18 protein-coding genes, 1 tRNA gene and 1 pseudogene are annotated in these 20707 nt (G+C 63.4%); 15 read left to right on the top strand and 5 right to left on the bottom strand.

All coding sequences use genetic code 11. The annotated features are described in order from the left end of the window. Window positions 1-177: 177 nt before the first annotated feature. The 6 genes from pdxH (at window position 178) to FCK22_RS00800 (ending at window position 6841) form a co-directional block, all read left to right on the top strand. Window positions 178-783 (top strand): pyridoxamine 5'-phosphate oxidase, encoded by a 606-nt coding sequence (gene pdxH / locus FCK22_RS00825; protein ID WP_067261596.1) that lies wholly within the window; start codon window positions 178-180, stop codon window positions 781-783. Window positions 784-802: 19 nt separating this feature from the next. Next, window positions 803-1348 (top strand): cold shock domain-containing protein, encoded by a 546-nt coding sequence (locus FCK22_RS00820; protein WP_197470812.1) that lies wholly within the window; start codon window positions 803-805, stop codon window positions 1346-1348. Between the two features lie 23 nt (window positions 1349-1371). After that, window positions 1372-1830: a DUF192 domain-containing protein gene (locus tag FCK22_RS00815; RefSeq protein ID WP_067261597.1), complete on the top strand. Its 459-nt coding sequence runs from the start codon at window positions 1372-1374 to the stop codon at window positions 1828-1830. 77 nt (window positions 1831-1907) lie between these two features. Continuing rightward, a tRNA-Pro gene (locus FCK22_RS00810) sits at window positions 1908-1984 on the top strand. Window positions 1985-2679: 695 nt separating this feature from the next. Continuing rightward, a complete protein-coding gene (locus FCK22_RS00805; protein WP_067261599.1) occupies window positions 2680-6324 on the top strand; it encodes a vitamin B12-dependent ribonucleotide reductase in 3645 nt (1214 codons plus the stop codon). 178 nt (window positions 6325-6502) lie between these two features. After that, window positions 6503-6841 (top strand): hypothetical protein, encoded by a 339-nt coding sequence (locus tag FCK22_RS00800; protein WP_067261600.1) that lies wholly within the window; start codon window positions 6503-6505, stop codon window positions 6839-6841. Between the two features lie 6 nt (window positions 6842-6847). On the opposite strand, the gene FCK22_RS00795 is transcribed toward FCK22_RS00800, so the two are convergent. Continuing rightward, window positions 6848-7558 (bottom strand): endonuclease/exonuclease/phosphatase family protein, encoded by a 711-nt coding sequence (locus FCK22_RS00795; RefSeq protein WP_067261602.1) that lies wholly within the window; start codon window positions 7556-7558, stop codon window positions 6848-6850. Beyond that, window positions 7555-8925 (bottom strand): phospholipase D-like domain-containing protein, encoded by a 1371-nt coding sequence (locus FCK22_RS00790; RefSeq protein ID WP_067261604.1) that lies wholly within the window; start codon window positions 8923-8925, stop codon window positions 7555-7557. Before FCK22_RS00790 ends, FCK22_RS00795 begins: the two co-directional genes overlap by 4 nt. A 450-nt stretch (window positions 8926-9375) precedes the next feature. Here FCK22_RS00790 and FCK22_RS00785 point away from each other — a divergent pair, with 450 nt between their 5' ends. Beyond that, window positions 9376-9975 (top strand): porin family protein, encoded by a 600-nt coding sequence (locus FCK22_RS00785; protein ID WP_067261606.1) that lies wholly within the window; start codon window positions 9376-9378, stop codon window positions 9973-9975. Window positions 9976-10042: 67 nt separating this feature from the next. On the opposite strand, the gene FCK22_RS00780 is transcribed toward FCK22_RS00785, so the two are convergent. Then, entirely contained in the window at window positions 10043-11224 is a 1182-nt protein-coding gene (locus FCK22_RS00780) for a pyridoxal phosphate-dependent aminotransferase (RefSeq protein ID WP_067261607.1), read from the bottom strand. 272 nt (window positions 11225-11496) lie between these two features. Between FCK22_RS00780 and cysS the strand changes: the two genes are divergently transcribed. The 4 genes and pseudogenes from cysS (at window position 11497) to FCK22_RS00760 (ending at window position 16158) form a co-directional block, all read left to right on the top strand. Further along, window positions 11497-12867, top strand: a complete 1371-nt coding sequence (cysS, locus tag FCK22_RS00775) for a cysteine--tRNA ligase (protein ID WP_136720128.1) — start codon at window positions 11497-11499, stop codon at window positions 12865-12867. Window positions 12868-13063: 196 nt separating this feature from the next. Continuing rightward, window positions 13064-14681: pseudogene (gene cimA / locus FCK22_RS00770) on the top strand (citramalate synthase). After that, the gene (locus FCK22_RS00765) at window positions 14678-15397 is read left to right on the top strand and encodes a class I SAM-dependent methyltransferase (RefSeq protein ID WP_248646396.1); all 720 of its coding nucleotides are present in this window, start codon (window positions 14678-14680) and stop codon (window positions 15395-15397) included. Before cimA ends, FCK22_RS00765 begins: the two are co-directional and overlap by 4 nt. Then, window positions 15394-16158 carry a squalene/phytoene synthase family protein gene (locus tag FCK22_RS00760; protein ID WP_067267447.1) on the top strand — a complete coding sequence of 255 codons (765 nt, stop codon included), beginning with the start codon at window positions 15394-15396 and terminating at the stop codon, window positions 16156-16158. The genes FCK22_RS00765 and FCK22_RS00760 overlap by 4 nt, the downstream gene beginning before the upstream one ends. Window positions 16159-16162: 4 nt before the next feature. Here FCK22_RS00760 and FCK22_RS00755 read toward each other — a convergent pair whose 3' ends face one another. Continuing rightward, window positions 16163-17374, bottom strand: coding sequence for an MFS transporter (locus FCK22_RS00755; RefSeq protein WP_067267445.1), 1212 nt, complete (start codon window positions 17372-17374; stop codon window positions 16163-16165). Window positions 17375-17497: 123 nt separating this feature from the next. Here FCK22_RS00755 and FCK22_RS00750 point away from each other — a divergent pair, with 123 nt between their 5' ends. Genes FCK22_RS00750 through FCK22_RS00740 form a run of 3 tightly spaced genes read left to right on the top strand, consistent with a single transcriptional unit; the run spans window position 17498 to window position 19535 of the window. Beyond that, window positions 17498-18244, top strand: a complete 747-nt coding sequence (locus FCK22_RS00750; RefSeq protein WP_067267455.1) for a precorrin-6A/cobalt-precorrin-6A reductase — start codon at window positions 17498-17500, stop codon at window positions 18242-18244. Then, on the top strand, window positions 18241-18873 hold the full coding sequence (locus FCK22_RS00745; RefSeq protein ID WP_067267443.1) for a DNA-3-methyladenine glycosylase: 633 nt from the start codon (window positions 18241-18243) through the stop codon (window positions 18871-18873). The genes FCK22_RS00750 and FCK22_RS00745 overlap by 4 nt, the downstream gene beginning before the upstream one ends. After that, window positions 18870-19535 carry an alpha/beta fold hydrolase gene (locus FCK22_RS00740; RefSeq protein ID WP_067267442.1) on the top strand — a complete coding sequence of 222 codons (666 nt, stop codon included), beginning with the start codon at window positions 18870-18872 and terminating at the stop codon, window positions 19533-19535. The genes FCK22_RS00745 and FCK22_RS00740 overlap by 4 nt, the downstream gene beginning before the upstream one ends. On the opposite strand, the gene FCK22_RS00735 is transcribed toward FCK22_RS00740, so the two are convergent. Further along, the gene (locus FCK22_RS00735; protein ID WP_136720126.1) at window positions 19532-19975 is read right to left on the bottom strand and encodes a VOC family protein; all 444 of its coding nucleotides are present in this window, start codon (window positions 19973-19975) and stop codon (window positions 19532-19534) included. The genes FCK22_RS00740 and FCK22_RS00735 overlap by 4 nt on opposite strands. Before the next feature lie 145 nt (window positions 19976-20120). Between FCK22_RS00735 and FCK22_RS00730 the strand changes: the two genes are divergently transcribed. Further along, the gene (locus FCK22_RS00730) at window positions 20121-20705 is read left to right on the top strand and encodes an HNH endonuclease (protein WP_067265843.1); all 585 of its coding nucleotides are present in this window, start codon (window positions 20121-20123) and stop codon (window positions 20703-20705) included. The last annotated feature ends 2 nt before the right edge of the window (window positions 20706-20707 follow it).

The raw sequence follows: 20707 nt of genomic DNA, 5'->3' as shown, positions 1-20707 counted from the left end.
CATCAAGACTGCACAGGCGCCTTCACCCCCGAGATTTGCCATAAGATCGGCGGCTAACTGTCGGAAATCGGGTGAGGTTGTCCTTTGAGTTGCCGATTGTTAACAAATGCCATACCGAAGAGATCGGACCCCGGCGTAGAACCGGTGACAGGCAAAGCACTCTGAAGGAGATGCCGAATGGAGACGCGGACTGGTATTTTTGCGGGGGATGATCCCTTTGCAATTGCGCAGCGTTGGCTTTCCGAAGCAGAGGCGACCGAGCCTAATGATCCCAATGCCATCGCGCTCAGCACGGTAGATTCGCAAGGGCTGCCCAACGCCCGCATGGTGCTGCTGAAAGAGATCGAGCCGGAGGCTTTTGTCTTTTACACCAATTACGAAAGCCAGAAGGCGCAGGAACTGGACGGCGCGGGCAAGGCGGCCTTTGTCATGCATTGGAAATCCCTGCGCCGTCAGGTGCGGGTGCGCGGCTTGATCAGCCGAGAGGACGGGCCGCAGGCCGATGCCTATTACGCCTCGCGCTCGCTCAAAAGCCGTCTGGGGGCTTGGGCCTCGCGCCAATCTCAGCCGCTCTCAGGCCGCGGTGCGCTGATGGCCGAGGTGGCCAAGGTGACGGCGCAGAAGGGGGTGAACCCTGAGCGTCCCCCGTTCTGGGGCGGCTACCGGATCACCCCGCTGGAAATCGAATTCTGGGCCGATGGCGAGTTTCGCCTGCATGACCGTTTCCAATGGCGGCGCGCAGATGTCGCGGCACCCTGGGCCGTGACCCGGCTCAACCCCTGATCTGACGGCGCGATACCCCATGAAAGATGTGTCTGAAACCCAAGCGGAACCAGCGGCGATAGATGACCCCCTCGAAGGCGTGGTCAAATGGTTCGACCCGGTCAAGGGCTTCGGCTTTGTCGTCGCGGATGCAGGCGGGGCGGACATCCTGCTGCACGTCAATGTCCTGCGCAATTACGGCCAAAGCTCTGTCGCGGATGGGGCGCGGGTGGCGGTGCGCGTCCAACAGACCGAGCGCGGGGCGCAGGCGGTCGAAGTGCTCTCTGTCGAGGCGCCCAGTGAATTGCCTGCCGCCGTGGTGGAATTCGCCGGTTTCGACCCCGAGCAGCTGGCCACCGCCGAATTTGAGCCCGCCCGTGTCAAATGGTTCGACAAGGCCAAGGGATTCGGGTTTGCAAATGTCTTTGGCTGCGCGGAAGATGTGTTTCTGCATATCGACGTGCTGCGCCAATCCGGACTTTGTGATTTGCAACCGGGCGAAGCACTTGCCATGCGTGTGATTGTTGGCGATCGGGGCCATCTGGCGGCGGAGGTAAGCTCATGGGACGCGGTGATAGACGGCTAAAGGTCAGGCGACTGGCAAGGCATATGGCAGGGGCGGCACTGGCTGGTCTGCTGCTGACCGGCGCGGCGGTGGCCGAGGTTTGCCGTGTCGATTCCGTGACGCTCCGCGGCGATTGGGGGAAGGCCCGCTTCTCTGTCGAAGTGGCCGATGACACGGCGGAACGCGCCAAGGGGCTGATGCACCGGCGTTCGCTGCCCCTGAGCGCGGGCATGCTCTTTATCTACGAAAGACCTCAGCCCCTGAATTTCTGGATGCGCAACACGTTGATCCCACTGGACCTGCTGTTCATCGACGCAAGGGGCGTGGTGCAGAAGATCCACCACTCCGCCAAACCGCTGGACGAAACACCGATCCGGGGCGGCGACGATTTGCTGGCGGTGCTGGAGATTAACGGTGGCTTGTCAAAACGCCTTGGCATCACCGAAGGCAGCGAAATCCGCCATCCGGCCTTTGCCGGGAACGCTCCGGCTTGGCCCTGCTAAAGACTTCGCGGATTTTCCGATTTTAAGGTCAATCGGGGCTTTTCAATTGGCGGGCTTATGGCTAAAGAAGCCCCAGTCGGAGCGTGGCGCAGCCTGGTAGCGCACCTGTTTTGGGTACAGGGGGTCGGAGGTTCGAATCCTCTCGCTCCGACCACTTTCTTCCTACATCGCTGATGTAGCGCTTCCCGCTTTGGTTGAGGCGCGCCCGTTGTCTTATCCTCATTCTGCACAAGATATAGTAGCTACCGCCGCCGTATTGGCAGGTTTGCGCCTGCGCACGCCGAGATCGTGATGATTCTGCCGCGGTTCTTGGCGGGGACATGGGGCAGGGGGCTTGGGCCGGGTGATCGTGGCACAGCGCCCACGTTCGGCGGCCTGTCGACCGGCGGGCGGTCTTGGGCTGTGGATGAATTCAACCAATCTCTCAAACACCTCCGCTAACCCGGCCCCGGCAATGGATTATTTCAAAGCCGCCCGCCAGCCGGGCTTGCGGGTATCTTTGGGGATATCCTGAGGCTGAATCACTGGGGTAGGGCGCGGGGCAAATTGGGGGGCTCCGGTCAACTGCCCGCCCCGAAATAATTCCGAAAAAAACCGTTGACCAAATAGTGCGATCTACGTCAGTTTGTGGGGGTCAAGTAAAGCGCCACAATATGTTGTGGTTAACGCAACAGGGCGCTTGGGCGGCGGGGACAGAGTATAGAGCCAGTGTTTTAATCGGTTTCGGGGCGCTTGCGTCAGCAGGTGGCGCGGGGAAGCTTTGTTCAAACTGCCAGCACATAGGGGTGAGACGGCCTGCCGTGGGCATGTCGGCTCAGGATTTTGAGAGTTTGAAAAAGGGCAGCGACGATGAAGATTGAACGGAATTTCACCAAGGCCGGGCAGGATGCCTATGCGGATTTGGACTTTGTCACCACGGTGTCAGAGATCCGCAACCCTGACGGTTCGGTGGTGTTCAAGCTCGACAACGTCGAAGTGCCCAAATCCTGGAGCCAGGTCGCCAGCGACGTGATCGCTCAGAAGTATTTCCGCAAGGCGGGCGTCCCCAGCAAGACCCGGAAGGTCAAAGAAAAGGACGTGCCTGAGTTCCTGTGGCGCTCCGAGCCCGCCGAGGGTGCCGAGATGGGCGGTGAAACCTCCTCCAAGCAGGTCTTCGACCGTCTGGCGGGCGCTTGGGCTTACTGGGGCTGGAAGGGCGGCTATTTCACCACCGAGGAAGACGCCCGCGCCTATTACGACGAGATGCGCCACATGCTGGCCAGCCAGCGCGCGGCCCCGAACAGCCCGCAGTGGTTCAACACCGGCCTGCATTGGGCCTATGGCATCGACGGCCCGGCGCAGGGGCATTACTACGTCGACTACAAAACCGGCAAGCTGACCCGGTCGAAATCCTCCTATGAGCACCCGCAGCCGCATGCTTGCTTTATCCAGTCCGTCGGCGACGATCTGGTGGGCGATGGCGGCATCATGGACCTCTGGGTCCGCGAGGCACGTCTGTTCAAATACGGCTCGGGCACGGGCACCAACTTTTCATCGCTCCGCGGAGAGGGCGAGAAGCTGTCGGGCGGCGGCAAGTCGTCGGGTTTGATGGGGTTCCTCAAGATCGGCGATCGTGCAGCCGGCGCCATCAAATCCGGCGGCACCACCCGCCGCGCGGCCAAGATGGTGATCGTCGACGCCGACCATCCCGATATTGAGGATTTCATCAACTGGAAGGTGCTCGAAGAGCAGAAGGTGGCCTCGATCGTCGCCGGCTCCAAGATGCACGAGCAGAAGCTGAACCTTCTGTTCGACGCGATCAAGGCATGGGACGGGGCCGAGGCGGATGCCTATGACCCTGCGAAGAACGCCGCGCTGAAACAGGCGATCCGCGAGGCCAAGAAGGTCGCGATCCCCGAGACATACGTCAAGCGCGTGCTGGACTACGCCAAGCAGGGCCACACCGGCATCGAGTTCCCGACCTATGATACCGACTGGGATAGCGAGGCCTACAACTCTGTCTCCGGCCAGAACTCCAACAACTCGATCCGCGTCACCAATGCCTTTCTGAAGGCCGTGGAGAAGGATGCCGACTGGGAGCTCATCAGCCGCACCGAGAACCGGGTGGTCAAGACCGTCCGCGCCCGTGACCTCTGGGACCAGGTCGGCCATGCCGCATGGGCCTGCGCCGATCCGGGCATCCAGTACCACGACACCGTGAACGACTGGCACACCTGCCCCGAGGACGGTGCGATCCGCGGCTCGAACCCCTGTTCGGAGTATATGTTCCTCGACGACACGGCCTGCAATCTGGCTTCGATGAACCTGCTGACCTTCCTCAAGGACGGTGTCTTTCAGGTCGAGAACTACATGCATGCCGCGCGCCTGTGGACCGTGACGCTGGAAATCAGCGTGATGATGGCGCAGTTCCCCTCCAAGGAAATCGCGCAGCGGTCTTATGACTTCCGCACGCTGGGTCTGGGCTATGCCAATATCGGCGGCTTGCTGATGAACATGGGCTATTCCTATGATAGCGACGAGGGCCGTGCTTTGGGCGGTGCCCTGACCGCGATCATGACCGGCGTGGCCTATGCGACCTCCGCCGAGATGGCGGGCGAATTGGGCGCCTTCCCGGGCTATGCCAAGAACGCCGAGCACATGCTGCGCGTCATCCGCAACCACCGCAACGCGGCCCATGGCAAGGTCGACGGCTATGAACAACTCTCGGTCAAACCGGTGCCGCTGGATCACGCCAATTGCCCGCAGGCAGGGCTGGTCGACATCGCCAAATCCTGCTGGGACGAGGCGCTGAAACTGGGCGAAACCCATGGCTACCGCAACGCGCAAACTTCGGTCATCGCGCCCACCGGCACCATCGGTCTGGTCATGGACTGCGATACCACCGGCATTGAGCCCGACTTCGCGCTTGTGAAGTTCAAGAAGCTTGCCGGGGGTGGATACTTCAAGATCATCAACCAATCCGTGCCTGCCGCGCTGGAAAAGCTCGGCTACGGGTCGGCCCAGATTGAAGAGATCGTCAGCTACGCCGTCGGCCACGGCACCATCGGCAATGCGCCCGCGATCAACCACACCACGCTGGCAGGGCATGGTTTTGGCGCCAATGAATTGGCCAAGATCGACGCGGCGCTGAAACAGGCCTTCGACATTCGTTTCGTGTTCAACCAATGGACGCTGGGCGAAGCCTTCTGCACGCAGGTGCTGGGCATCCCGACCGAAAAGCTGAACGACCCGACCTTTGATCTGCTCCGCTCCCTCGGCTTCAGCAAGGCCGATATCGAAGCGGCCAATGACCACGTCTGCGGGACCATGACACTGGAAGGCGCGCCGCATCTGCGCGAAGAGCATTACGGCATCTTCGATTGCGCCAACCCCTGCGGCAAGAAAGGCAAGCGTTACCTGTCGGTCAACAGCCACATCCACATGATGGCGGCGGCGCAGAGCTTTATCTCGGGGGCGATCTCCAAGACGATCAACATGCCCAATGACGCGACGATCGAGGATTGCCAGAAGGCTTACGAGCTCAGTTGGTCGCTCGGGATCAAGGCCAACGCGCTCTACCGCGACGGTTCGAAACTGAGCCAACCACTGGCCGCGGCCCTCGTGGAGGACGACGAAGACGCCGCCGAGACGCTGGAAAGCGGCAACACCCATGAGAAGGCCGCCGTTCTGGCCGAGAAGATCGTCGAGAAGGTGATCGTCAAAGAGATCATCAAATCACACCGCGAAAAGATGCCGCAGCGCCGCAAGGGCTATACCCAGAAGGCCAACGTCGGCGGTCACAAGGTTTATCTGCGCACCGGCGAATACGAGGACGGCAAGCTGGGCGAGATCTTTATCGACATGCACAAGGAAGGCGCGGGCTTCCGGGCGATGATGAATAACTTCGCCATCGCGGTCTCGGTCGGTCTGCAATACGGCGTGCCGCTGGAGGAATTCGTCGACGCTTTCACCTTCACCAAGTTCGAACCGGCGGGCATGGTGCAGGGCAACGACAGCATCAAACAGGCGACCTCGATCCTCGACTATGTGTTCCGTGAATTGGCGGTGAGCTACCTCGACCGTACCGATCTGGCGCATGTGAAGCCTGAGGGGGCGACCTTTGACGATCTGGGCCGGGGCGAGGAAGAGAACCTTTCGAACGTCAGCGAGTTGAGCGAGGGGGCCGCGAATAAGTCCTTGGAAGTGCTCAAGCAAATCAGCTCCACCGGCTATCTGCGCAACCGGCTGCCGCAAGAGTTGGTGGTGTTGCAGGGCGGGCAGGGTGTCGAGCCGAGCACCGCTTACGCGCCCCAAGTGAGCGGCGGCGACATGGCGGTTGCGGTGCAACCCTCGACCTCCGTCAGCACTGGCGCGGTCAGCCTCGATGCGCGGGCCAAAGCCAAGATGCAGGGCTATGAGGGTGAAGCCTGCGGTGAATGCGGCAACTACACATTGGTTCGGAACGGCACCTGCATGAAGTGCAACACCTGCGGCGGCACCTCGGGCTGTAGCTGATGAGATGTGCCCCGGAAGGGGCGCGCAGGGGCAGGGCCGCAAGGCCCGCCCCGACGAGGCTGCCGGGGCGCCTCTCGCGTAGTTGCGCGAAAGGGTTAATATCCGCGCTGCCATCCAGATTGCGTTAACCAAAATTAAACCAGTCTCTCCCTATCAAGGTCGTGAAAGGGAGAATTTGATGAAACGTCTTATTATATCGGGATTTCTCGCCGGATCGCTGGCGGGCTGTGTGGAACCTCCGGCCTCACCGATGGAGGCCGCGGCGCGCAAAGCGGCGGCGGCGGAGTTGACGGCGAAACAATGTGCGGGTTTTGCGGGCGGCTATGAAAGCGTGCGCAAGCTGCGGCATGACGCGAACCAGAACATTGCGACCGCGCGGCGGCTTGGGGCGACGGATGCCACGATTGCAAAGGCGCGGGCGGATGTGCGCATGGCCTTTGATATGCAGGTCGCCTTCTCGACCCCGCAACAGGCCTGCAACATGATGGTGGGCGAATTGGCTTGGGCCACGGGGTGAGGGCGTCTAGCGATGCGCCACGTCGAGCCAGATCGGCAGATGGTCCGAGGCCCGGCGGGTCTGGGCTGTCTCGATCACGCCGCCTTGGCGCACGGTAAGATGCTGGTCCAAGGCGATGCGATCTAGAAAGGCCACGGGCATCCGCGCGTGATAGCTCTTGCCCGGCGCATGGATGGTGAACCGTTTCGCCAGACGCCCGAGCCCCACCTTTTGCGACCATTCGTTCAGATCGCCCGCGATCAACGTCGGGCAGGCGGCACAGGCATCGAGATGGGCGATCATCGCGCTCAGTTGTTCCTTGCGCGACGGACGCAGCAGACCGAGATGCGAGGCGATCACTCGCAATTGACGCGCGCCGATATGCAGGTCGGCCACCATGGCGCCGCGCGGCTCCACCCCCGGCAGGGTCAGATGCGCCACCCGGTCGATCTTGGCCGAGGGGCGGACCAGAACGGCATTGCCGTGCCAGCCGATGCTGACGTCGCTCGGCGTGGGCACAGGGCGCAGGCCCGTCACCGCTTCAACCCGGTCGAGTGGAAGGGCCGAGGGGCGCGGCGCGCGGCGGCGGTCGGCCTCTTGCAGCACCACCACATCGGCGTGCAGGCTGCGGATGATCCGCATGATCCGCTCAGGGTCCCGGCGCCGGTCGGTGCCCATGGCCTTGCGGATGTTATAGCTGACGATGCGCAGCGATTGCGGGGCGACGGCGGGGATCATAGGATGGGCGCTCCCAAACGAAACAGCCCTTCGGCCACCTTGCGGAACATCCCGCTAGGCGGTCTTTCCATGGCGCAATGCTCCGAGAGATGTTCGAACCAGTCATGCAGTTTTGCGACAGAGGCCGCGTCATAGACGAAAAGCGTGACCTCGAAATTCAGCAACATGCTGCGCACGTCGAAATTGGCCGTGCCCACCAGCCCCATATCGTCGATGATCCCGGCTTTGGCGTGGATCATTCCGGGCTGGTAATAGAGCACATGGCCGCCCGCCTCATGCAGATCGCGCAGATAGGCGCCCCGCGCGAAATCCGCCATCCGTTGGTTCGAGCGTTCGGGGACCAGAACCCGCACATCCACACCCCGCCGGGCCGCAGTGGTCAGAGCCGAACCGAGCGCCTCGGTCGGGACGAAATAGGGGGTCACCAGCCAAATCCGTGCCTCGGCCAGATGAATCGCGCGGATCAGACCATCATGCAGCGGGTCTTCGGCGATATCAGGGCCGGAGGGCACGAGCTGCACCGTTGCCGTCCCGCCCGTATGGGCCGCGACCGAGGGGGCTGGGTCCAAAGCCTCCCCGCTGGCGACGCCCCAGTCTGAGCGGAACACATCGCCGAAACTCTGCACCGCGCGCCCCTCAAGCAGAAAGGCCAGATCGGTCCAGCCATCCTCCAAGGCCGCAGGCCCGAGGTAATGCGCGCCAATGTTCATGCCCCCGGAAAAGACCCGCGCATCATCGGCGATGATCATTTTGCGATGGTTGCGCAGGTTCAAATGGCCCGAGCCCGGGAGTTGCAACAGCGGAGAGTAGAAGCGCACATCGCCGCCCGCCTCACGCAGGCGGCGCAGGGCGGCTGTCGGGCCACGCAGGGTGCCCAAACGGTCCATCAGCAGCCGAACCTTCACGCCCGCCTTGGCCCGTTCGGTTAGCGCGTCGACGAAAATGCGCCCGGTGTCGTCATTTGCCACGATGTAAAAAAGCACGTCGAGCCGTTTCTCGGCCCCTTGGATTAGCGCCATCACCGCTTCATGGGCCGCCGTGGGGTCGCCCAAGAGCCGCAGGTCTTGGCCATGGACGGCGGCGGGCAGGCCGAAATACTGCATCGTCGCGTCAAGCGTATGCACAGGGCGGGGCGGCGGGCCGCCGGTATCACCTTTCAAAAAATGCACCGGCGTGTAGCGCGAGGATTGTTTGCGAAAGCCGAGCGCCAGAAACAGCGGCACCGCAACCCAAGGCAGCACGATGATGAACAACAGCCAAGCGGCAGTGGATTGCGGCGTGCGGCGTTGTTGCAAGATCACGATCGCCGCCAGCAGCGTCAGGATCACGATAATGACGACTTCCAGATGGGTGGTGATCCAAGACATGGGGTGGGGCCTGCTCCTTCTTGCTGACAATACAAGCAGATAACGCGTTCGGTGGTGACAGCAAGCCTCGGACGGGGTCTGGCGCGCAGGAATGGCGCGGGGCCGGGGGCGTTTTAGTGCTTGTCGATCGGGGAGCCTCTTTTGCGCAGTTGTCTCTGGGCCGTTTCTCTGCCGGAACTTTCGCTGCGGTGAGGGCAAACAAGGCTGCGAATTCGCGTTGCGGGATCAACCCTCTGATTTAAAGTGGCAAAATGCATCTGCGCACCGTCTAATTCACCACATGATACATAACTTAAGCGGCCCCTAGCCGAGGATTTGTTGCAAATGTGCGACAATCAGCGCATCGCAATTCTGTGATGTGAAAAACCTGAAACCCAACCCTAAATGGGGCGTTGCGTGAGTGACCCTGCGGCGAGGATCGCGGGGTCACCTGTATTTAAGGAGCAGAACATGAAACGCACGACAACCATCGCCAGCATCGCCCTGATCGCATCCAGCGCCTTCGCGGGTGCAGCAGCAGCCGGTTCGCTGGAAGACACCACCGTTGAAGCACCGGTTTTCACACCGGCGCCGACACCCGTGGCCGTTGATGGCGACTGGACAGGCTTCTACACCGGTCTTCAGGTCGGCCAGACCGACGTCGACAGCGACAGCGGCAACCTTGACGGCGACGACACGTCCTACGGTTTCCACGCCGGTTACGACTATGACTTCGGCAAATTCGTTCTGGGTGGCGAACTCGACTACGACAAGACCGACATCGATCTGGGCAACGGCGCCGGCGATGTGGACTCCGTGGCACGCGCCAAGGTCAAAGCTGGCTACGACTTCGGCAAGACACTGGTTTACGCAACAGCAGGTGCGGCCCGTGCCGACACAAGCGTTGGCGATGAAACCGGCCCCTTCGCCGGTCTGGGCGTTACCTACAAAGTGACCGACCGCTACACCGTTGGTGGCGAAGTGCTGCAGCACAAATTTGATGACGTAGGCGGCACAGGCGACGATCTGGATGCGACCACGATCTCCCTGCGCGGTTCCATGCGCTTCTAATCTGTCTTGGCGGGATGACCCGCTTTGATGAAGGGCCGGCTTCCGAAAGGAGGCCGGTCATTTTTGTTTACGCGGCGCGGCTGGCGCGCCCTTCGGCAAAGCGGCAGAGGTCGCGCAGGGCCGCCTCAAACGCGCTGTCTTCGATCGTCATGGCCACGCGGACATGGCCCGCCGCCGCCGCGCCGAAACTTTCGCCCGGCATCACCGCGATCTGCTGGTCTTCAAGCAGGGCATCGGCAAATTCGCTGCCGCTGAGGCCCGTGGCGCGGATATCCAGCATCAGATACATCGCGCCTTGCGAGGGCACCGAACGCACCACGTTCTGAGTGCTCAAAACCCGCTGCGCCAGCGCGCGGCGGCGGGCGAAGGGGGCGCTAATTTCCTCTTCGAAAGCGGCGCCCTGGTCGAGGGCATAGTCGCTCGCGTCTTGAATGAATCCCGGCACGCCGTAGTTGGTATGGGTGGCAAGGTCGATCAGGTCGGCGATGATGTCTTCGGGCCCGATGATCCAGCCACAGCGGCTGCCGGTCATCGCGTGGGATTTCGACATGGAGCCGATGACCAGCGTCCGCTCCTCCATGCCGGGCAGGGCGCGGGGGCTGAGATGTGCACCCTCCCAAATCTGCGTGTCATAGACCTCATCCGAGACGAGCCAAAGGTCGTGATCTTGGCAGACCTGCGCGATCTCTTCCAAGGTTTCGCGGCCGTAGATCACGCCGGTCGGGTTGTTGGGCGTGTTGATCAACAGCGCCTTCGCGGCCTCGGCGGCTGCCGCCAGATCCGCCCTGCGGGGCAGAAACCCGTGATCGGCCCGCGCTTCGACCGCCACGGCCCGTGCCCCGGCAGCACGCAGGGTGCCGGGGTAGGTGGCATAATAAGGGTCGATGTAAAGCGCCGCATCACCGGGGTCGCAGACCGCCATGAACGCCGCGAATAGCCCCGCTTGCCCGCCCGGGGTGACCACCACATTGTCGCGGGTCGTCGGCACGCCAGTCCGCTCTTCGGCGCGTTTTGCAATCCGGTCGCGCAGGGCATCGGTGCCCGGCACGGCGGCATAGCCGGTATGGCCGCCGAGCGCGCTGCGGTGCATCTCTTGCAGGATCGGGGCGGCGGTGCGGATGTCATGCTCGCCGATGGTCAGCTCGGTCACCGGCACCCCCGCCGCGATCATCGCACGCGATTTGTGAAACACTTCCCAGCCGTCGGACCCTCCGGCCAGAACCCCTTTGATGCGCGATGATCTATCCATGATGCCTCCGAAATTTTCCGCACAAGGGGGCAGAGCCTCGGGGCTTTGTCAATCCGCGCGGGGAAGGCGGAGGGCAGGGTTGCATAAAACTTAACCGGACAAGGGGCTTGGCGCAGGGCGGCGCGCTTGCTACAACCCGGTCATGAACACCGCAACGCTCATTATTTGCTGCATTACCCGCTGAGACATCCTCGCGGGCCGCTGTTCACGTCATTCCCATTCTGACAAAACTATGCCAAGCCCGCGTCACACCCGCGCAAGGACGCCTGCCCATGACCCGTGACCTGACGATCAAGCTGCACAATACCGCCACCCGGAAGAAAGAGGATTTCACCCCGATCGATGCGCAGAATGTGCGGATGTATGTCTGCGGCCCCACCGTCTATGACCGGGCGCATCTGGGCAACGCACGGCCCGTGATCGTTTTCGATGTGCTCTACCGCTTGCTGCGCCATGTCTATGGGCCGCAGCATGTGACTTACGTGCGCAATTTCACCGATGTGGACGACAAGATCAACGCCCGCGCCGCGACAAGCGGGCGCAGCATTGGACAGATCACCGCCGAAACGACGCAGTGGTATCTGGATGACATGGCCGCCGTGGGCGCCTTGGAGCCCGATCACATGCCGCGTGCCACGCAGTATATCCCCCAGATGGTCGCGATGATCCGCGGGCTGATGGATGAGGGTTACGCCTATGAGGCCGAGGGCCATGTGCTGTTCCGGGTGCGCAAATATTCCGAATATGGCGCGCTTTCGGGCCGGTCGGTCGATGATATGATCGCAGGTGCACGGGTCGAGGTGGCACCGTACAAAGAAGACCCGATGGATTTCGTGCTGTGGAAGCCTTCGGACGAAGACACCCCCGGCTGGGATTCCCCATGGGGTGAGGGGCGCCCGGGCTGGCATATCGAATGCTCCGCCATGGCGCATGACCTGTTGGGGGAGCGGTTCGACATCCACGGCGGCGGCATAGACCTGCAATTCCCGCATCATGAGAATGAGATCGCCCAGTCGAAATGCGCGGGCCACGGGTTCGCCAACTACTGGCTGCACAATGAGATGTTGCAGGTCGAGGGCAAGAAGATGTCCAAGTCCTTGGGCAACTTCTTTACCGTCCGCGATCTGCTGGACCAAGGCGTGCCGGGGGAGGTCATCCGCTTCGTGATGCTCTCGACCCATTACCGCAAGCCGATGGACTGGACCGAGAAGAAGCGCGAGGAGGCCGAGAAGACCCTGCGCAAATGGTACCTTCAGGCGGCGGAGGCCGAGGCCGCGACGCCCGGGCCTGAACTGGTCGCGCTTTTGGCCGATGATCTTAACACCCACGGCGCTTTGACCGAATGCCACCGGCTGTCCAACGCGGGCGATACGGCAGGCTTGCGCGGGGCGCTGTCGCTTTTGGGGCTGCTGGACGGTCTGATCCCCGAATGGGCCGCGGTTCAGGCGCTGGATCTGGCCGATATCGAAGCCTTCCTCAGCGATGCCCGCGCCACTGCGATGGAGACCAAGGATTTCGCCGAGGTGGACCGGATCAAGAAAGCGCTGACCTCGGTCGGGATCGAGGTGCAGATGAGCAAGGATGGGGTGAAGCTGACGCCGCCGCCGGGCTTTGACCGGGGCCAGTTGGAGGGGTTGTTGTGACCATAGCCCCAACCGCCCCCCGGCGCGCATGCGCCATGCCCGACCTCCCCCCCGGGAGGGCATATCACAACATCCGCCACGCGCGCTGTGATCAGAGAGTGTCAAAGCGCCGGTTGTTCTATTCAGCACGGCCCTCCCGAGGTCGGGCATGGCACCTGCGCACCTCTGCTGAGGTTCGTGGCAGGAGGAATGCCCCATGACCCGCGCGCGCCTCACCCTCTACGACACCACCCTGCGCGACGGGCAGCAAACCCAAGGCGTGCAGTTCTCCACCGACGAGAAACGCCAAATCGCCAGCGCGCTCGACGCGCTCGGCGTGGATTACATCGAAGGCGGCTGGCCCGGGGCCAACCCGACCGACAGCGCCTTTTTCGACGCCGCCCCGCCGACGCGGGCAAGGCTCACCGCCTTTGGCATGACCAAACGCGCGGGCATGTCGGCTGAAAATGACGACGTGCTGGCCGCCGTGCTCAACGCAGGCACCAAATCCGTCTGCATCGTCGGCAAGACCCATGACTTCCACGTCAAAACCGCCCTCGGCATCACGCTGGCCGAGAACACCGACAACATCGCCAAATCCGTCGCCCATCTTGTCGCCCAAGGGCGCGAGGCGCTCTTCGACGCCGAGCATTTTTTTTGACGGCTACAAGGCAAATCCCGGCTACGCGCTGGAAGCGATCCGCGCAGCCTATAACGCGGGCGCGCGTTGGATCGTGCTTTGCGACACCAATGGTGGCACGCTGCCCGATGAGATTGGCCGCATCACCCGCGCCGTGATCGCGGCGGGCATCCCGGGGGATCATCTGGGCATTCACACCCATGACGACACCGAAAACGCCGTCGCCTGCACGCTGGCCGCCGTTGATGCGGGCGCGCGACAGATCCAAGGCACGCTCAACGGGCTGGGTGAGCGTTGTGGCAACGCCAACCTCACCAGCCTGATCCCGATCCTGCTGCTGAAAGAGCCCTATGCCAGCCGCTATGAGATTGGGGTGAGCCCTGAGGCGCTGCGCGGGCTTACACGCACCAGCCGGATGCTGGATGAAATCCTGAACCGCGTGCCGATGAAACAGGCGGGCTTCGTCGGGTCTTCGGCCTTTGCGCATAAGGCGGGGCTGCATGCCAGCGCCATCGCCAAAGACCCCAGCACCTATGAGCATATCGACCCCGCGCTGGTCGGCAATACCCGCGTCATTCCGATGTCGAACCAAGCCGGGCAATCCAACCTGCGCAAACGGCTGAGCGATGCGGGCCTCTCGGTCGCCAAGGGCGACCCTGCGCTTGGCCGGATTTTGGAGGTGGTCAAGGACCGCGAGGCGCAGGGCTATGCCTATGACACCGCACAGGCGAGCTTTGAGCTGCTGGCCCGCGACGTGATGGGCCAGTTGCCGCATCTGTTCGAGGTCGAGCGCTACCGCGTCACCGTCGAACGCCGCCGCAATGCCGAAGGCCGGATGGTCAGCCTCTCCGAAGCGGTCGTGGTGATCGATGTGGACGGGGAAAAACGGCTCTCGGTCTCGGAATCGCTGGACGAGGACGGCGCGGACCGTGGCCCGGTCAACGCGCTGTCCAAGGCGCTGGCCAAGGACTTGGGCAAATACAGCAGCCTTCTGGAGGACATGCGTCTGGTTGACTTCAAGGTGCGCATCACCCAAGGCGGCACCGAAGCCACCACCCGCGTCATCATCGACAGCGAAGACGGGCAGGGGCGGCGCTGGTCCACCGTGGGCGTCAGCGCCAACATACTCGACGCCTCATTCGAAGCGCTGCTTGATGCGATACGTTGGAAATTGATCCGGGACCGCGCCCAATGACAGATGATATGACCGCCTTTTTCACCCTCCACCGGGATCTGCCGCGCGAAGGGCCGGGGGAGCCTTCGGATGTGAACTGGGCCGTGGATCAGGTCGATCTGCCCGCGCGGGCCGAGATTGCCGATGTGGCCTGCGGCCCCGGCAGCGACATCGGCGCGCTGCGCGCGGCGATCCCGCAGGGCCATGTGACGGCCCTCGATCAAACTGCACATTTCGTGGACACCGCGCGGGGCCGTTTCGTGGCCGATGGCAATGTCACCCTGCTGCGCGCCGATATGGCCGCCATCGCCAATGAATATGATCTCATTTGGTGCGCCGGTGCGGTCTATTTCCTCGGTGTGACCGAGGCGCTGACCCGCTGGCGTAAATCGCTGCGCGCGGGCGGGGTGGTGGCCTTCTCCGAGCCCTGCTGGCTGACGGATAGCCCGTCGGAAGAGGCCCGCGCGCAATGGGCGGACTACCCCGCGATGAGCGACGCGGACGGCATTGCCGAGCGGGTCCGCGCGGCGGGCTATGAGGTCGTGGCGACCCGTGTCCTGTCGGAGGAGGCTTGGGAGAATTACTACACCCCCTTGGAGGCGCGGATCGAAAAGCTGCGCCCCGGTGCGGATGATGATTTGGCCCAAGTGCTCGATGCCGCCGCGGCGGAGATCGCCTGTTGGCGCGCCCATCGGGATGAGTTCGGCTATCTTCTGACGGTGGCACGCCCCGCATGACCTTTGACGCCGATCTGAACGCCTGCGCCGCCATGGTAGAGCGCGCCGACCCTTGGCGCTTTCGCGCCGCCATGGCCGCCCCCGTCGAGACGCGCAAGCTGCTCTTCCCGCTCTATGCCTTCAACGTCGAAGTTGCCCGCGCCCCATGGGTTACCCAAGAGACGATGATCGCCGAGATGCGCCTGCAATGGTGGCGCGACGCGCTGGAGGAGATCGCCAAGGGCGGCCCGGTTCGGCGGCATGAGGTGACCACGCCGCTGGCCCGCGCGATTGCGCCACAGGATGCCGAACTGCTCGATGAACTCGTCGCCGCGCGGCGGTGGGACATCTACAAAGACCCCTTTGAGGATGCCGCGCATTTCGAGCGCTACATCGACCAGACCGCAGGCCATCTGATGTGGGTCGCCGCCCGCCGCCTTGGGGCGACGGATGAAGCGGTGGTGCGGGATGCGGCCTATGCCACTGGCATCGCCGCATGGCTCTGCGCCATTCCGAATTTGGAAGAGGCGGGCCGCGTGCCGCTGCTGGACGGCACGGCGGAGGGAGTCTCGGCCCTTGCCGAGGGGGCGCTCGACCGGCTGAAATCGGCGCGGGCCAATCGGGGCAAGATCCCCAAGGCGGCGCGCGCGGCGCTGCTGCCTGCCGCCCATGCGGATCCGGTCTTGCGGGCCGCGTTGGATGCGCCGGATAAGGTCTCGCAAGCCGCGCTGCCTGACCCGCGCCGCCATTTCGCGCTGCGGGCCATGGCGTCGCGCTGGTAGGCGCTTAGCTCAGCTGCGTCTCCTTGCGGCTACGCAGCACCAGCCAGATCAGCGATCCGCCCGCCAGCACCAAGAAGGGCACCATGGCAAGGTTCACCGCCGCCCAGCCTTCCTGCGCCCTGCCGCCCGAACAGTTCATCAACCCGCCCGAGGCCAGCGAGGCCACGGTCACGCCGCCGAACACCAGCAGGTCGTTCAGGCCCTGCATCCGCCCGCGCTCATGCGGCTCATGCGCGCCCGCGAGCATGGTGGTGGCCCCGATGAAGCCAAAGTTCCAGCCCAGTCCAAGCAGGATCAGCGCGACAAAGAAGTTGCCCAGTTCCACCCCCTGAAGCGCCACCACCCCGGCGGCGGCAAGGATCGCGATGCCAAGGCCCATGATCCGTTCGACGCCGAAACGGTTGATCAAATGGCCGGTGAAGAAGGACGGCGCGAACATCGCCAGCACATGGCCGGTGACCACATAGCCCGCGCTGTCTTGGCTATAACCGCAGCCGACGACGGCCAGCGGGGTCGAGGTCATCACGAGGTTCATCAATGCGTATGAGACCATGGCGCAGATCACAGCGACGGCGATGCGCGGCGTGGTCAAAAGCTCCCACCGGCTGCGGCCCTTGGGCGCGTCATGGGCCGGGATCGGCGGTTTCGGAATGTCGATGAAAAGAAACAGCAGCGCCCCGATGAGGTTCACCGCCACCACGGCCATATAGGTGCCAAGGAAGGGCACGACGAGGCTCATCGACGTGGCCGTGGCAAGCTGCGGCCCGATGATGGCCGAGACAAGACCGCCCGCCATGACATAGGAGATCGCCTTGGGCCGGAAATCATCCGAGGCGGTATCGGCGGCGGCGAAACGGTAGAAGCCCTGCGCCGACATATAGATGCCCGTCAGAAGCGACCCCAGCAGGAAAACCGGAAAGGACGCCAGATAAAGCCCGTAGGCCGCGACCGCGCCGCCCAAGGCACCGCCTGCCGCGCCCAGAAAGAACCCCGCGCGGCGACCATAGCGCTGCATGATGGCCGAGACCGGCGTGGCCGAAAGCATGGAGCCCAGAACGATCATCGAGATCGGCAGGGTGGCAAGACAGACGTTCGTCGCAAGCGACTGCCCGGCAAGACCGCCGACAAGGAAAATCATCGGCATCTGCGCCCCGAGAAAGGCCTGTGCTGCCACCAGCACCGCTACATTGCGCCGCGCGCGTCTGTCGTCGATCATGTCTGAATTCCTCACTTCCCGCCAAGGGGTAGCCCTGCCCTTGGGTAAGGGCAAGCCCGGCATCGGTTTTTGCGCCGCCGATCCCGCTTGCGCCCGGCGGCAAGCTCGCCGATGATCGCGCCGATGACCGCCGCCGTTCGCCCTTCGCTGACCCTTCTTCTGCTCGCTGGCACCGCCGAAGCGCGGCAGCTTGCCCGTGCCTTGACGCAGGCCGGGCACCGGGTCACCGCTTGGCTGACGGAGCCGCCGCGCGGCAGCAACCCGATGCCGATAACCTATGAGATGCGCGATGCCGGGGATGCCGCGGCGCTGCGGCGCGATATGGCGGGCTTTGATGCGGTGCTCGATCTCAGCCATGGGTTCGATGCGGGGCTGAGCCACGCAGGCTATGCCGCCGCCACGTCTTTGGGCAAACCCTTCGTCAGCTTTTCGCGGCCCCTTTGGCCGCTGGACAATCCGTTGCTGCAATCGGTGCCGGATGTCGCGGCCGCCGCCCGCGCCGTGCCGCCCGCTGCCCGCGTCTTTGCCGCGACTGGTTGGGCCAGCCTGCCAACCTTCCAACCGTTCAAGGGCGCGCGCCTCATGCTGCGACAGACGAGCCGCCATGACCGCGCCGCGCCCTTTGACTTTGTCGACCTGATCTTTGGCGATCCGCCATTCACCGTGGAGAGTGAAACGGCATTGTTCCGCGACCTCGGCGTCGACCTGCTGATTTGCCGCAACCTCGGCGGGCAGGCCAGCCGCCCGAAAGTCGATGCCGCCCTGTCGCTCGGCCTGCCGGTGATCCTGATCGACAGACCGCCACTGCCAAAGGGCGCACCTTGTCTAACAGATCTCGACGCGATGCTGGATTGGGTGGCACAGCTGTGAGGCTCGCGCCTCCAATCACCTGCGACGCCGATGTGTCCGAGGGCGCGGCATGGCTGGCCGAGCGAGAGCCGCGTTTCGCCATGGCGCTGGCCCAGACCGGCCCGCTGCCCCTGCGCCTCCGCCCGCCCGGTTTCGCGGGGCTGCTCGACATCATTGTGGGGCAGCAGGTGAGCGTGGCCTCGGCGCGGGCGATCTATACGCGGCTTGTCGCGGCGGGGTTGGATCGGCCCGAAAACGTCCTGCGCGCCGGAGACGAGGGCCTGCGTACTGCGGGGCTGAGCCGCCCCAAGGCGCGCTATGTGTTGGCCTTGGCGGAACGTGATTTCGATTTTGACGCGCTACATTGCCTGTCCGATGACGAAGCCATCGCAGCACTGATCGCCATGCCGGGCATCGGGCCATGGACCGCGCAGGTCTATGTGATGTTCTGCCTTGGTCGGCGCGATGTTTTCCCAAGCGGCGATCTGGCGTTGCAAGAAGCCGCGCGGGGGCTGTTTGATCTTCCTACCCGGCCAACGCCGAAAGACCTCTCCGCCATGGCCGCCGCATGGTCACCTTGGCGGTCGGTTGCGGCGCGGCTGCTCTTCGCCTACTACCGGGTGTTGAAACAAAAGGAAGGATTGTCATGACACGGGTTTTGAACGCCGAGCGCCGCGCGCCGGTCTCTGGCACCACACGGTCGGTGGTGGTGTTCCTGCATGGCTACGGCGCGAATGGCGCCGATCTGCTGGGCCTTGCCGATCCGCTGAGCGAGCATTTGCCCGACACGCTTTTCGTCGCCCCCGACGCGCCCGAGGCCTGCGCCGGTGCGCCGATGGGCTATCAGTGGTTCCCGATCCCGTGGATCGACGGATCATCCGAAGAGGAATCGATGCGCGGCATGATGAGCGCGGTCGAAGACCTCGACGCCTTCCTCGATGCGCTGATGGTCGACGAAGACGTGCTGCCCGAACAGGTCGTGCTCTTCGGCTTTTCCCAAGGCACGATGATGTCGCTGCATGTGGCCCCGCGCCGCGAAGATGCGGTGGCGGGGATCGTGGCCTTCTCGGGCCGTCTGCTCAACCCCGAAGCGCTGGCCGAAGAGGCGCAGGTCAAACCGCCGGTGCTGCTGGTTCATGGGGATGCCGATGACGTGGTGCCGCCGCAATCCTTGCCGCAGGCCGCCGAAGCGCTGCAAGAGGCGGGGTGGCAAGACGTTTACGCCCATGTGATGAAGGGCACTGGCCATGGCATCGCGCCCGATGGGCTGAGCGTGGCGCTCGCCTTCATGCGTGACAAACTGGGGCTTTAACCCTTCATTTCGTCCCAAAGCCAGGGTTCGGCGAACTCGACCGAATTGCCCGCGGGGTCGCGCACATAGAGCGAGCGCGCCCCGTTGGGCCAATCAAAGCTGGTGTCGATCTCGACCTCGGCGGCCCGCAGCCGCGTCTCCATCGTGGCGATCTCAGCGCGTTTCATCGCAAAGCAGACATGCCCCGGGCCCTGCGCCCCATGGGGCGGCACCGGCATTTTCGGATTGCCGGGCGGCTGCGCCGTGGCGGTGGAGTTGAAGACCAGCAAGACCGAAGGCCCAAGCGCAAAGAACATATGCCGGCCCGGCACCTCCTGAAACAGTTTCAGCCCCAGAATGTCGCGGTAAAACCCCCGCGCCGCGTCCAGATCATCGGCATAGACGGCGGCTTCGAGCAGGGATTGCGGGGCGGGCGCATCGGGGAGGGGGCTTTTCGACATGCCACAACGTTAACAAACTCTGCCCATCTGTCACGCCTCTGTCGTAATCTTTGGGCAAAACCGGCGACATCTAGTGGTTCACCTTTGTCTTGCCAGAGAGAAACCGCGAGATATAGTGACTAAAACGGGCAGAGGACGCGACCAGATGGACGGCGATTTCAGGACCGAATTTACCCGCCACCCGGCGGCGCTCAAACACCACCCCGCGCTGGTGCTCAACGCGGATTACCGACCTTTATCCTATTACCCGCTGTCGCTCTGGCCATGGCAGGAGGCGGTAAAGGCCAAATGGCTCGACCGGGTCGAGATCGTCGCCGAATATGACGAGGTGGTGCGCAGCCCCTCTACGGTGATCAGGATCCCCTCGGTTGTCGTTCTCAAAGACTATGTCAAACCTCAAAAGCGCGTGGCCTTCACGCGCTTTAATTTATTTCTGAGGGATGAATTCCGCTGCCAATACTGCGGCGCGAAGGGCGATCTGACCTTTGACCATGTGGTGCCCCGTGCCGCCGGTGGGGTGACCAGTTGGCAAAACGTGGTCGCCGCCTGTAGCCCTTGCAACCTGCGCAAAGGCTCGCGGCCCCTGCACCGCACGGGGCTTGCCCTGCGCAAACCGCCGCGGCAACCCGCCGCCGAAGAGCTGCGCAACATGGGCCGCAAATTCCCGCCCGGCCATCTGCATGAAAGCTGGATGGATTTCCTCTATTGGGATGCCGAACTGGAGGCCTGACC

The sequence above is a fragment of the Sulfitobacter sp. 15WGC genome, assembly GCF_005068605.1.
GTDB classification, from domain to species: Bacteria; Pseudomonadota; Alphaproteobacteria; order Rhodobacterales; family Rhodobacteraceae; genus Sulfitobacter; species Sulfitobacter faviae.
This window is presented reverse-complemented; position numbering and strand designations above follow the sequence as displayed.